Source organism: Kocuria sp. WN036, from assembly GCF_002287015.1.
Taxonomy (GTDB): domain Bacteria; phylum Actinomycetota; class Actinomycetes; order Actinomycetales; family Micrococcaceae; genus Kocuria; species Kocuria rosea.
Window position 1 is genome coordinate 201,855 of sequence record NZ_NSKF01000001.1, and the last position, 12,943, is coordinate 214,797.

11 protein-coding genes are annotated in these 12,943 nt (G+C 73.9%); 6 read left to right on the plus strand and 5 right to left on the minus strand.

Annotated elements, in window-relative coordinates:
* Positions 1 to 27: 27 nt before the first annotated feature.
* Positions 28 to 792, plus strand: a complete 765-nt coding sequence (locus CK505_RS00945) for a 3-oxoacyl-ACP reductase (RefSeq protein ID WP_095649886.1) — start codon at positions 28 to 30, stop codon at positions 790 to 792.
* Positions 792 to 2,114 carry an LLM class flavin-dependent oxidoreductase gene (locus CK505_RS00950; RefSeq protein ID WP_095649887.1) on the plus strand — a complete coding sequence of 441 codons (1,323 nt, stop codon included), beginning with the start codon at positions 792 to 794 and terminating at the stop codon, positions 2,112 to 2,114. Before CK505_RS00945 ends, CK505_RS00950 begins: the two co-directional genes overlap by 1 nt.
* A gap of 232 nt (positions 2,115 to 2,346) precedes the next feature.
* Here the strand turns inward: CK505_RS00950 and CK505_RS00955 are convergent, their stop codons facing one another.
* Both CK505_RS00955 and CK505_RS00960 read right to left on the minus strand, forming a co-directional pair.
* A complete protein-coding gene (locus CK505_RS00955; protein WP_095649888.1) occupies positions 2,347 to 3,795 on the minus strand; it encodes an OFA family MFS transporter in 1,449 nt (482 codons plus the stop codon).
* Positions 3,796 to 3,965: 170 nt separating this feature from the next.
* The gene (locus tag CK505_RS00960) at positions 3,966 to 6,269 is read right to left on the minus strand and encodes a glycosyltransferase (RefSeq protein WP_141246755.1); all 2,304 of its coding nucleotides are present in this window, start codon (positions 6,267 to 6,269) and stop codon (positions 3,966 to 3,968) included.
* Between the two features lie 427 nt (positions 6,270 to 6,696).
* Here CK505_RS00960 and CK505_RS18340 point away from each other — a divergent pair, with 427 nt between their 5' ends.
* Both CK505_RS18340 and CK505_RS00970 read left to right on the plus strand, forming a co-directional pair.
* Positions 6,697 to 7,347, plus strand: a complete 651-nt coding sequence (locus CK505_RS18340) for a LuxR C-terminal-related transcriptional regulator (protein ID WP_176475253.1) — start codon at positions 6,697 to 6,699, stop codon at positions 7,345 to 7,347.
* Positions 7,348 to 7,697: 350 nt separating this feature from the next.
* Positions 7,698 to 9,119, plus strand: a complete 1,422-nt coding sequence (locus CK505_RS00970; protein WP_095649891.1) for an FAD-binding oxidoreductase — start codon at positions 7,698 to 7,700, stop codon at positions 9,117 to 9,119.
* A 9-nt stretch (positions 9,120 to 9,128) separates the two neighbouring features.
* Here CK505_RS00970 and CK505_RS00975 read toward each other — a convergent pair whose 3' ends face one another.
* From CK505_RS00975 to CK505_RS00985, 3 genes are read right to left on the minus strand one after another with little or no spacing between them, the layout of a single operon-like run.
* Positions 9,129 to 9,440: an AzlD domain-containing protein gene (locus tag CK505_RS00975; RefSeq protein WP_035925411.1), complete on the minus strand. Its 312-nt coding sequence runs from the start codon at positions 9,438 to 9,440 to the stop codon at positions 9,129 to 9,131.
* Positions 9,437 to 10,171, minus strand: coding sequence for an AzlC family ABC transporter permease (locus CK505_RS00980; protein WP_035925410.1), 735 nt, complete (start codon positions 10,169 to 10,171; stop codon positions 9,437 to 9,439). The genes CK505_RS00975 and CK505_RS00980 overlap by 4 nt, the downstream gene beginning before the upstream one ends.
* A complete protein-coding gene (locus CK505_RS00985; protein ID WP_035925407.1) occupies positions 10,168 to 12,225 on the minus strand; it encodes a glycoside hydrolase family 15 protein in 2,058 nt (685 codons plus the stop codon). Before CK505_RS00985 ends, CK505_RS00980 begins: the two co-directional genes overlap by 4 nt.
* Positions 12,226 to 12,323: 98 nt before the next feature.
* Here CK505_RS00985 and CK505_RS00990 point away from each other — a divergent pair, with 98 nt between their 5' ends.
* Together CK505_RS00990 and CK505_RS00995 are read left to right on the plus strand one after the other, a co-directional pair.
* The gene (locus tag CK505_RS00990; protein ID WP_017832956.1) at positions 12,324 to 12,635 is read left to right on the plus strand and encodes a metal-sensitive transcriptional regulator; all 312 of its coding nucleotides are present in this window, start codon (positions 12,324 to 12,326) and stop codon (positions 12,633 to 12,635) included.
* 44 nt (positions 12,636 to 12,679) lie between these two features.
* Complete coding sequence (locus tag CK505_RS00995; RefSeq protein ID WP_017832955.1) at positions 12,680 to 12,889, plus strand: heavy-metal-associated domain-containing protein; 210 nt, start codon at positions 12,680 to 12,682, stop codon at positions 12,887 to 12,889.
* Positions 12,890 to 12,943: the final 54 nt, after the last annotated feature.

A 12,943-nucleotide genomic window follows, 5' to 3' on the forward strand; every position in this document is an offset into this window, starting at 1 on the left:
CTCCTCGCCCTGACCCCGGGGAGACCCATGCAGATCGCAGAACAGATCGTCCTCGTCACCGGCGGAGCACGAGGGCTGGGCCGCAGCGTCGTCGAGGCCTTCGCCGCCCAGGGCGCGAGGGTCGTGGTCAACTACCGCGCGTCCCGGACGGCCGCGGAGGAGCTCGTCGACCGGTACGGCCACGAGCGGGCGGTGGCGCTGGCTGCCGACGTCACCGACGCGCAGCAGGTCGCAGACATGCTCCGCGCGGCCCGGGAGCACTTCGGCTCCCCCGTCACCACCGTGGTCAACAACGCGCTGGCGGACTTCTCCTTCAACGGCGACGCCCGCTCCTCCGCGGAGGACATCCGCTGGGAGGAGTTCCACGCCCAGTTCGCCGGCAGCGTCCGCGGGGCGCTCAACACCGTGCAGCAGGCCCTGCCCGGCATGCGGGAACGGGGTTTCGGCCGGGTCGTCAACGTCGGCACCAACCTGTTCCAGAACCCCGTGGTCCCGTACCACGACTACACGGCGGCGAAGGCCGCGCTGCTGTCCCTGACCCGCACCCTCGCCAAGGACCTCGGCGCGCACGACGTCACGGTCAACATGGTCTCCGGAGGTCTGCTGCGCACCACCGACGCGAGCGCCGCCACCCCGGACGAGGTCTTCGACCACATCGCCTCCGCCACGCCCCTGGGCCGGGTCACCACCCCGGCCGAGTTCGCCGACGCCCTGCTGTTCTTCGCCTCGCCGTGGGCGCGCTCGGTCACCGGGCAGAACCTGGTGGTCGACGGCGGGCTGGTCCTCGACTGATGGGGGCCGCCGTGACCGCGCCGCGACAGCTGCACCTCAACGCCTTCCTCTTCGGCGCGGGCCACCACCAGGCGGCCTGGCGGCACCCGGACTCCCCGCTGGAGCGGCTCGGGGACATCGCCCACTGGGAGCGCCTCGCCCGCACCGCCGAGCGCGGCCTCCTCGACGCCGTGTTCTTCGCCGACGGGCACAGCGCCGGTGACGTGGCGGACGGACCCCGGTGGTTCCTCGAACCGCTCACGGCCCTGTCCGCGATGGCGCGGGCCACGGAGCGGATAGGGCTGGTCAGCACGGTCTCGACGACCTTCTGGACGCCGTTCCACGCCGCCCGCCTGCTGGCCTCGCTCGACCACATCAGCCGCGGGCGGGCCGGCTGGAACGTGGTCACCTCCATGTTCGACGCCGAGGCGCGCAACCACGGTCTCCCGGGAATGCCACCGCACGCCCAGCGCTACGCGCGGGCGGCAGAGTTCATCGACGTGACCCGTCGGCTGTGGGACTCGTGGTCCGACGACGCCCTGATCGGCGACCGGCAGGGCCTGCATGCCGATCCCGAGCGGGTGCGCCGGATCGACCACGCCGGCGAGCACTTCCGCGTGGACGGCCCGCTGACCGTGCCGCGCCCGCCCCAGGGGCGTCCGGTCCTGTTCCAGGCGGGCGCCTCCGGGCCGGGCCGGGAGCTGGCCGCCCGGCACGCCGAAGGGGTCTACGCCGTGGCCTACGACCTCGAGAGCGCGCGGGAGTACCGCGCCGATCTGAGGCGGCGCGTCGCCGCGGCCGGACGGGACCCGGAGGGCGTGGCCGTCATGCCGGGCCTGGTCGCCTACGTGGGCTCCACCGAGGAGGAGGCCCGGGCCAAGCAGGCGGAGGTGGACGCCCTGCTGCCCTCGGAGCAGTCCCTGGCCCAGCTGTCCGCGTTCGTCCAGCAGGACTGCAGCGCCTGGGAGCTGGACGCCCCGGTCCCGGAGCTGCCGCCGCTCGAGGGCTTCACCGGGCCGCAGGGCCGGTACGCCACGATCCTGCGGATCGTGGCGGTCGAGCGGCCCACGGTGCGGCAGCTACTGGGCCGGCTGGCCGCCGGGGGCGGGCACTGCACGGTGGTCGGCACCCCGGAGGCCGTCGCGGACCGGATGGAGCGCTGGTTCCGCTCGGGCGCGGCCGACGGCTTCAACCTCATGCCGCCCCGGCTGCCGGACTCCCTCGACGACTTCGTGGACCACGTGGTCCCCGTCCTCCAGCGCCGCGGACTCTTCCGCACCCGGTACACCTCGTCCACGCTGCGCGGGCACCTGGGGCTGCCGCGACCCGGCGGCGCTCAGTGACGTGCTGCGGCGTCTGTTGCGGCGGACGACCCCGGCACCCCGGGACGGTCGGTCAGCACGTCACGGACCGGTCGGCGCAGGCTGTAGGGGAGCTTCGGACCGCGACCCGCCTGTGTCCTGTCCGGCCGGTCAGACGAACAGCGCGGTCACCCGCGTGAGGGTCATCGTCACTCCGTAGGCGAGCGGGACCCCGACGAGGACCCAGCCCAGTGCCAGTCGTGCACGGCTCATGTCATGCCTCCTTCGGGGAGAGCTCGGTGTCGGACGTGCGCGGGGACTCGGTGCCGGCCTCCCCGGAGGCCTCGGCGCCGGACGCCGCGGTCCGGCGCTCGGGCTCGTGGTACTTGGCGTCCACGGGCTTGACCAGGAGGTTGGCGACGAAGCCGACGACCAGCAGGCCGACCATGGTCAGCAGCGCCGGCTGGTACGCCTGCGCTGTGAGCTCCCCGGGGGTGCCCTGGGCGTCGAGGAACGCGTTGACGATGAGGGGCCCGGCGATGCCCGCGGCGGCCCACGCCGTGAGCAGGCGGCCGTGGATGGCCCCCACCTGGAAGGTCCCGAAGAGGTCCCGCAGATAGGCCGGCACCGTGGCGAAGCCGCCGCCGTAGAACGAGATGATGACGAAGGCCAGCAGCACGAACAGCAGCGTGGAGGTTGAGCCAAACAGCGCCAGCACGGTGTAGAGGACCGCCCCGACACCGAGGTAGACCATGTAGATGCGCTTGCGGCCCAGCACGTCCGAGGTGGTGGACCACACGAAGCGCCCGCCCATGTTGCCGATGGACAGCAGGCCCACGAAACCGCCGGCCACGGCGGCCGTCACGAGGGAGGCGCCGTCCGCCTGGCGGAAGAAGTCCTGGATCATGGGGGCTGCCTGCTCGAGGATGCCGATGCCGGCCGTCACGTTGCAGAACAGCACGATCCACACCAGCCAGAACTGCCGGGTGCGGATGGCGTTGCGGGCCGAGACGTGGTTCTTGGTGACGAGGGCCTTCGACTCGACCTTCGAGGGCTCGAACCCCTCGGGCTTCCAGTCCTCCGCCGGAACCTTGATCGTGAACGCGCCGAAGAGCATGTAGGCGAGATAGACGACCGCGAGGGTCAGGAACAGCTTGCCGACGGCGTTCCCGCTCGCCACCCAGCCCTCGGTGCCGGAGTTCGGGTCGTAGAAGTTGAGCAGGGCCGCGGAGAGGGGGCTGGCGATCAGCGCGCCGCCGCCGAAGCCCATGATCGCCATGCCCGTGGCGAGCCCGGGGCGGTCGGGGAACCACTTGATCAGCGTGGAGACGGGCGAGATGTAGCCGATGCCCAGGCCGATGCCGCCGATGACCCCGTAGCCCAGGTAGACGAGCCAGAGCTGCTCGGTGAAGATGCCGAGCGCGCCGACCAGGAACCCGCCGGACCACAGCAGCGCCGCAGTGAACATGGCCCTGCGCGGCCCGCCGGTGTCCACCCACGTCCCGAAGACGGCGGCGGACAGGCCCAGCATGACGATGGCGATGGAGAAGATGATGCCGATCTGGGTCAGGCTCGCGTCGAAGTGCGCCACCAGCGCGTTCTTGTACACGCTGGTGGCGTAGGCCTGACCGATGCACAGGTGCACCGCGAGGGCGGCCGGCGGTATGAGCCAGCGGTTGAATCCCGGTGGTGCCACCGAGTGCTGCCGATCAAGCCATCCCATGCCCCGACTCCTCATCTGGTGCGGACACTGCGCGAAGGGCGCGTCCGGGACGGAATTCGCACGTCCCGGACGCGCCCAAGGGTGAAGCATGTCACACGGACGGGAGAACTGGAAAGCAACCTGCCGACCGGCCGCGCCGGAGCGGGCCGGAGCGGGCCGGAGCGGGCCGCTCATCCTCCGCGCAGGGCCCGCCACGCACGCCGCCAGAAGGCGAGGAAGCCCTTCTCCGCCACGACCTGCTCGAGCCGTTCGATCTGCCGGGTCTGGGCGCGGACCACTTCCAGGAGCTCGTGCGCGAGCTCCTCGGCGGCGTCCAGCCTCCGGTGCAGGGCGCCGGCCTCCTCCGCCGCGGCCCGCCGCAGGTAGAGCGGCAGGCCGATCCCGTTCTCCGCGCTCCACTGCCTGAGATGGCGCTCGCGCACCGCCGCCTCGCCCCGCGCCAAGGCGCGCCCGTCGGTCCGGTCCCGCCGGGCGGTCGGGCGCGCGGGGAGCAGGCCCACGGTGAACGTCTCCAGGAAGCGGAGCACGAACTCCCAGCGCTCCGCGGCGCCGATGGTCTCGTCGTAGTCGCCCAGCACCCCGTGCACCGCGCGCCGGTACAGGAACGGCGCGTCGACCGCGGTGCGGTCGCCGTCCAGCACGTCGGTGAGGGTGAGGGCCTCCCGGTCCGTCGGCACGAGATTCCGTCCCGGCCGACCGGCCGGTACGTCTCGGCCGGTCCCGGGCGGATTCTCGGTTGGCACCACGACCCCGTCGTCGGTCACGAGGGGATCCTCGAGGTGCGCCACGGCGCGCTGCAGGAGCTCGGGCGACCAGGGCTCCGAGCCGTCGTGCAGGACGACGAGTTCAGACTCCCCTGCCCGCAGCCCACGGTTGGCGGCCGCCGCGGCACCGAGGGCCCTGCGGTGGTGGAGGACCGTCGCGCGCCCCGCGAGCTCGTCCCGGCGCGGCGCCAGGACCGCGTCCACCTCGGCGGGGTTCCCGCCGTCGTCCACGAGGACCAGTCGCCAGTCGGTGAACGTCTGCGCCAGGAGGTCGTCGACGGCCCGGCCCAGGCGCGCCGGGGCGCCGTGGTGCCGCAGCAGGACCGCGACGGTGGGCCGTTCGGGCGGCACCGCGGGAACGGTGTACCGGCGGCGGAGGGCACGCACCACCGGGGCACCGACCCCGCGCGGCGCCGCCACCGTTCCCACCGCGGGCCGGGCCTCCTGCCCGCGGAGCGCCCCGGCCACGTCGTCCCACCACCGGGCCGCCGCTTCCCGGACCGCCGGCTCGGCGTCCGCCAGCGCGGCGCGCACCGCCCCCCGGTGCTCCACGGCCTCCGCCGCCCACTGCTGGACGGCCGCGCGGGTGTCCCACGCCACGTCGCCGGGGGTGAGCAGCGCCGCCAGGGGAACGACGGCACCTTCCAGCCCCCAGCGGCTCAGCACGCCGTTCATGTCGTCCGTGGAATATTTGTCCGGGCCCACCGGGAGGACGACGGCCCGCGCCGCGAGGCCGAGGGCCGCACCGCGGGAGCAGGTGGTCAGGACCCAGTCCGCCCGGAGCGCCTCCGTGCCGGCCTCTCCCGGAGCCGCACGCACCCGGTGGACGTCGTCCGGCAGCAGCGCGGCCACGTCCGCCGCGAACTCCTCGTCGGCCGGGGCGCCGCCGCATGCCAGGAGCGTGACCGCTGCGCCCGTCCGGTGCACCAGGGCGTCCAGCAGGGCGGCGAGCACCGGGGCGAGCCGCTCCGCCGGGCAGGGACCGGCCGGCCGCCGCACTGCGGCGAGGATCCGCGGCGGCCCCGCCGGCGCCCCCGGCTCCTCCGCCGACCCGCCCAGCTCGTCCTGCCGCTCGGCCCGTCCGTCCGGATCCTCCGACTCCGCGGCCGGCCCCTCCCACTCCTCCTGCTCCCGCCCGGCCGGGGCGCCCCGCTCTCCTGGGCGACGTGTCGGCCCGTCCTGCTCGAGCGGTCGCGCCGGGGCGGCGGGAGGCGGGAGAAGGAGCGCGTCCTCCCAGCCGACGCGCAGGCCGGGGTGCTCGGGGCACAGCCGGCGGGCCACCGCCAGGGACGTCTCGTCCCGCAGCCCCACGAGGGAGGCGACCGGGAGGAGCCGGCGCACGGCCTCCTCCGGGACGGCATCGGGGTCGAGGGCCAGGCCGGTGACGACGACCGGCCGGCCCGCCGCCGCAGCGGCCCTCGCCCGGTCGAGCCAGAGGAGCAGCCCGGTGTCGCCCACGGGAGCATCCGCCCCGAGGCCGGCCAGCAGGAGCGCCTCCGCCTCGGACCGCGGTGCGGGATCGCCGCCTGCGGGCCCGTGCTCCCGGAGACCCTCCTCCCCCGCGGTCGAGAGCACCGGGTCCGCCCCCGGATCGAGGAGCCGGGGGGCGAGGCCGCGCAGGGAGAGCTCCTCGAGGAGTCCGTGGAGCTCGCGAGCCGCTCCCGGCCGGAGTCCCTGCCCGCCCGATCCCGGGAGAACGTCGATGTGCATGACGGTACGGACCTTTCCTCGACCGGTGCGGGCTCCCCCATTCTTCCAGTCGCACCGCTTCCACCAGCCCTGGCCCCGGCCACGCGCGAGCAGGAAGAGACATCTCACCGCCGGCCCCCGGCACGGCCCGTCGGGCGGCGTGCGGTGTGCGAAGTTGCAGGTCCGCACGGAATCGCCTTGCCCGCGCGCGGGCGGGTCCGCCACTGTGGAGGAACACACTGCACCATCTCCGCCGGCGGCGACCGCCCGGAGGACCCCCTGCCCCGACGGCCCCCGCCACACTGCCCTATATTCCACAAAGGACATATGGGCGTTCGGCGCCGGTCCCGCCGCAGGACACGGCCCTCCCGCTGCCGGAGCGGACCGGCGATCCCCGGCCGCGGAGATCCCGCCCACCTCACAGCGGGAGACGTCGAGGAGTCCCACCATGTTGAACGCCGCCGTGATCAGCCCCCAGCCCATGACGCGCATCGCGATGCAGCGCGAGGCCGTCGAGCACCCCGAGCACGGCGTGCGCGTGAGCGCGGTGGCGGGCAGCGTCCCGGAGTTCCTGGCCGAGAACCCGGCCGAGGAGATGGTGGTCCTGCTGAGCCTGAACACCCTGGACGGCCGCAACCTCGTGCAGAACGTCACGGACCTCACCGCACAGGAGCACACCGTGGTGGTGCTGGTGCCCCCGGACGACCTCGCCCGGGTCCGGTCCGCCTTCACGTGCGGGGCGGCCGGCGCCGTGGGGAAGTGGGAGCCCATCCGGACCGTCTTCCGCACCATGCGGCTCTCCCGGCAGCTGGGCCACTTCGTGAGCGACGTGCTCCAGTCGGCTCTGGCCGAGCTGCCAAGCAAAGCTCCCGCGAAGCTCTCCGCCCGGGAGCGCCAGGTGCTCGCGCTCTACGTGGACGGACTCCAGGAGCAGGAGGTGGCCGCGCTGCTGGAGATCGCCGAGTCCACGGTGGAGGAGCACCTCAAGCGGATCCGCCGCAAGTACGCAGCGGTGGAGCGGCCGGCCCGCACCAAGCTCGAGCTCTACAAGCGGGCCATCGAGGACGGGATCATTCCCCCGGTGCTGCCGCTCGCCTGAGCACGGGATCGGACGTTCCCCGCGTCCACGGGCCGCCCCGTCCGGCCCACGCCCGGCCGAACGGTGCCCGGACGGGTGAGCCCGGACCGTCGTGCCCGGACCGTCGTGCCCGGACCGTTGTGCGCGGACCGTTGTGCCGGGCCGGGGACGCTCCTACTCTGGAGACAGCGCCACTGTGCGCCGTTCCGCATCCCCCCGCACCGGAACTCCAGCCCCGGCGGGGCCGAGCGCCCGGACCGCTCCGAGTCCGCCCGTGACCCTTCCGGCATCGCCGACGACGGTCCGCGCACCGCCGTCGAGCACGAGCACCAGCCCGGGGGCGCGCGCCCCGCCCACAGGAAGCCAGCCCCATGAATGCCGTGGACCGCGGGGAGCACGACCAGGAGATCGCCCGAGAGCTCGAGAAGCTGCGCACCCATCTCACAGGGACGCTGGTCGAGCCCGACGACCCGCTCTACGACGAGGCGAGACGGGTCTGGAACGGCATGGTCGACGTGCGGCCCCGCGCTGTCGTGCAGGCCGGCGCGGTGTCCGACATCGACCCGGTGCTGGCCGCCGCGCAGCACACGGACCTGCCGCTGGCGGTCCGCGGCGGCGGGCACAACGTGGCCGGCCACGGCACCGTGGAGGGCGGGCTCGTCCTGGACCTCGGCGCGCTGCGGCGGGTCGAGGTGGACCCGGAGACCCGGCGCGTGACCGTGGAGCCGGGCGCCACCCTGGCCGACGTCGACCGCGCGACCGTCCCGCACGGTCTCGCGGTGCCCCTCGGCGTGGTGAGCGCCACCGGGGTCGCGGGCCTGACCGTGGGCGGCGGCGTCGGCTGGCTGACGCGCAGCAACGGCCTGAGCCTCGACAACCTCGTGGACGCCGAGGTGATCACCGGGACGCGGGAGCACCTGCACGCCAACGCGGAGCACAACCCGGACCTGTTCTGGGGCATCCGCGGCGGCGGGGGGAACTTCGGCGTCGTGACCTCCTTCACGTTCCGGGCCAGGGAGCTGCCCGCGTCCGTGCTGGGCGGGAACCTGATCTACGGGCGCGAGCACTGGCGCACGGCCCTGCAGGCCTTCGCCCGCTGGACCGACGACCTGCCGGACGAGATGAACGGCATCGTCTCGATCCTCCGGTTCCCGCCGAGTTTCGGGATGGGCGACGAGCCCTGGCTGATCATCGGCTTCGCCTGGATGTCGCCCGATCACGCCGAGGGCCTGCGCCTGGTCGACCGGCTGCGGGCCGACGCCCCGCCGGACGAGGAGGAGGTCGGCCCGGTGCAGTGGACCGAGTGGCAGTCGGCCATGGACGAGCTCTTCCCCAAGGGGGCCCGCGGCTACTGGAAGAACGCCTCGTTCTCCCGTCTCGACGACGAGGTGGTCGACGCCCTGCTCGGCGCGGCCTCGGAGATCACCTGGTTCGGCACGGGCATCGACATCCACCACATGGAGGGGTTCTTCGGGCGGGTGCCCGCCGGCGCCACCGCCTTCCCCAACCGGTCCGCGCGGTACTGGCTCAACGTCTACGGCTACTGGCCGGACGCCGCCGACGACGCCCGCCTCACCGCGTTCGCCCGGAAGGCCCACGCCGCCGTGGAACCGTTCGCCGACGCGGGCCTCTACGTGAACTTCCTCGGTGCCGAGCACGGCCCCGTCACGCCCGAGACCGCGCGGCAGGCCTACGGGGAGCGGACGCACCGGCGTCTCGTCGAGTTGAAGAACCGCTACGACCCGGGCAACCTGTTCCGGCTCAACCACAACATCCTGCCGAGCGTCGCCTGACGTGAGGCGTCAGGGCGCGCCGAGCAGCCGGAGCACGGCCGCCGCGACCGCCCCCAGCACCACCACCAGCAGGAACGGGGCCCGCAGCATCAGGGCCGTTCCCGCCACGAGCAGCGCGCCCAGCCGGGCGTCCAGCACCAGCTCCTGGCCGGAGCCGAACGCGTTCATGACCACGAGCGCGGCGAGCAGGCCCACGGTGACGGTGCCGGCCATGCGCCCGACGCGCGGGTCGTCCAGCACCCGGTCCGGCACGAGGTAGCCGACGAGCTTCAGGGCGTAGGCGAGCGCGCACGCCCCGAGCACCCAGAACCACATGCTCACGCCTCCGCCCCCTCGGCGCCGGGGCCGGACGCCGCGCCGGACGGGGCCGGCCCGGGCCCGCGGGAGCGGCCCAGGAACGCGGCGACCACGGCGGCCACGAGGATCGGCAGGCCCGCCGGCAGCACGGGGATCGTCAGGGCCGTGACGAGGCCGCAGACCACCGCGACCGCCACGGGCTCCCGGGCGCTCAGCCGCGGCCACAGCAGGCCCAGGAACGCGGCCACCGCGGCGCCGTCCAGGCCCCACCGCGCGGGATCGCCGAGGGCGTTGCCCAGCAGGGCGCCCAGCACGGTGAACAGGTTCCAGAGCACGAACACGCCCAGGCCCGCGGTCCAGAAGCCCCGCCGCTCCTCGACGGGGTGCACCTGGGAGGACGCGGCCGCGTTGGACTCGTCGATGGTCACGTGCGCGGCGAGGAGCCGGCGCCAGCCCCGCGGGCGGACGAGGGCGTTCATGCTCATCCCGTAGACGGCGTTGCGGATCCCGAGCAGCGTGGCGGCGCCCAGCGCCGAGGCCCCGGCCCCTCCGCCCGAGACCACGCCGATGAAGGCGAACTGGGAGCCGCCCGTGAACATGAGCGCGGACAGGGCGACGGTCTGCCAGAAGGTCAGTCCCGCCGCCACGGACAGGGCGCCGAAGGAGATGCCGTACAGCCCGGTGGCCACGGACACGGACAGCCCGATCCGGACCGCCGGCGAGGACCGCCAGTCGACCGGAGCCGCGTGGCTCACGAGGCGCCTCCGGCGACGGCGGACGACCCGCCCGTGCCGGCCCCGGCCGCATCCGGGGTCTCGGCCGGGCTCTCCTGCGGCGCCGCCGGGGCGCGGCGCCCCTGGGCGGCGTCGAGGGCGTCCAGGGCCTGGACGAGGGCGAGGTGGGTGAAGGTCTGCGGGAAGTTGCCGGTCATCCGCCGCTGCTCGGGCGACCACTCGGTGGAGAGCAGCCCGAGGTCGTTGGCGCGGGACAGCACGGAGTCCACGAGCTTCCGGGCGCTGTCCGTGCGGCCCGAGCGCGCGTACTGGGCGGCGAGCCACAGGGACGCGCCGAGGTGCGGGTTGTCCTGGCCCGGGAAGCCGTCCACCCCGATGACACCGGCGTACGCGTCGGGGTCATCGGGGTCCACCGGGCCCAGGACGTTGCGGTAGCGGTGGATGAGCCCGCTGGGGTGCCGCAGCTCCTCCTCGATCCGCCGCACGGTGCCGAGCATCCGCTCGTCGTCGTAGGCCACGAACCCCACCTGCGGCAGCTGGAGCAGGGAGGCGTCCACGGTCTTCGCCCCGTAGTACTGCACGAAGGAGCCGACCTCGGGGTCGTAGCCGCTGGTCCAGATCTCCTCCGCGAGGGCGTCCCGCAGCTGCTCCCACAGCTGCGCGTCGCCGGGCAGGCCGTGCACGCGCACGGCGTCCACGCCGCACTGGAGCGCCGCCCACATCAGCACGCGCGAGTGCGTGTAGTACTGCCGTTCGCCGCGCATCTCCCAGAGGCCCTGGTCCGTGACCTCGTAGTTCTCCACGACCGAGCGCAGCATCGCCTGCTGCAGGGGCCAGGAGAGGTGGTCCTCCACGGCGCCGCGCCGGCGGAGCTTCTCGAACACCACCATGACGTGCCCCACGGCGTCCGACTGGTGCTGGCCCGCGGCGCCGTTGCCCTCGCGGACCGGCCGGGAGCGCTCGTAGCCGGGCAGGTCGAGCTGGTGCTCGCGCCCGCGGCGCTCCCCCGCGACCCCGTAGATGTTCTGCAGGTCGTGCGGGTCGCCCGCCACGGCGCGCAGGAGCCAGTTGCGCAGCTGGGCGGCCTCGCGGTCGTGGTCGTGGTCGAGCATGACCTCGAGGGCCATCGCGGCGTCCCGCAGCCAGGCGAAGCGGTGGTCCCAGTTGCGCTCCCCGCCCACCACGTCCGGCAGGGACGTGGTGGGGGCGGCCACGAGCCCGCCCGTCTCCTGGTGCATCAGCGCCCGCACCACGAGCAGCGAGCGCCGGACCACGTCCGAGCGCCGGGCCACGGCGTGGCCGCGGACCGGGACGATGTGCACGGGCTCGTCCTCCCCGACGGCCGGCGGGGAGTACAGCCCGGACCAGTCCTGCCACAGCTCCACGGTCCGGGTGAGCTGCTCGTTGACGTCGACCGGCGCCGGGGGCGTGCGGTGGGACGGGAAGTGCGTGAGGACGAAGTCCCGTGCCTGGCCGGCGGAGACGGTGAAGGTCCCGCGGTGGCGGCGCTCGTCGTCGTCGTCCGTGGACTCGGGGAGGGGCTCACCGCGCAGGACGAGGGCGTCCGGGCCGGCCATGGCCACGAGCATGGGGGGCGCGGGGTCGCCGCCGCCGGGGTCCTCCTCCCCCTCGAAGCGGCTGACCCAGGGGACCACGGCGCCGTAGCCGAAGCGCACCCGCAGCTCGTGGTACATCTCGACCTCGCCGGTGAGGCCCTCGACGCGGCGGACCACGTCCGTGCGGGAGGTCAGCGGGAGGAAGTCGGTCACGCGCACGGACCCCGAGTCGGTGACCCACACGGTCTGCAGCACGAACGTGTTCTCCACGTAGAACCGCTCGGCGACCTGGGCGCCGCTGTCCTCCTCGTCGAGGACCTCGCCGTCGGCCCCCTCCGCGACCGTGCAGGCGGGGGCGAGCAGCCACCGCCCGTGGTCGGGCTCCCCGAGCAGGGCGCCGAAGACCGAGGGGGAGTCGAACCGGGGCGCGCACAGCCAGTCGATGGACCCGGTGCGGGAGACGAGCGGACCCGTGCGCATGTTCGAGAGCAGGGCGTAGTCCTCGATCAGTGAAGCCATGCCTCAAGATTGGCACATCGCCGGGCCGCGGCGGACCGGCCGCTTGAGCTATACCCCCAAGGGGTATACAGTGGTTGCAGGACGACCGAGGAGGACCCATGACCCAGACCCCGCCGCACGGGTACACCCAGGACAAGGACGCGTACCTCAAGCGCCTGCGGCGCATCGAGGGCCAGGTCCGGGGCATCCACCGGATGGTCGAGGAGGACAAGTACTGCATCGACGTCCTCACCCAGATCTCCGCGATCCAGTCAGCCCTCAAGGCCGTGAGCCTGGGCCTGCTGGACGAGCACCTGAGCCACTGCGTCGTGGGCGCCGTCGAGGCCGCCCAGGAGTCCGGGGACGTCACGAGTGTCGACGACAAGCTCCAGGAGGCGTCCGCGGCCATCGCGCGCCTGCTCAAGAGCTGACCCACCCCGCTGAACCACCCCACCGAAACCCCGAGGAGCCCATCGTGCAGACCACCGTCAACGTTTCCGGAATGACCTGCGGCCACTGCGTCAGGTCCGTCACCGAGGAGCTCACCGAGCTGGAGGGCGTCGAGTCCGTCGACGTCGACCTCGTGGCCGGCGGGGTCTCCCCCGTGGTCGTGACGTCCACCCGCGAGCTGTCGGCGGCCGAGATCGAGGAGGCCGTCGAGGAAGCGGGGTACACCGTTGCCTGAGACCCGCACGCCCGTCCCCACCGAGGTCGCCGGGCATCTGCGCACCCTCGAGCT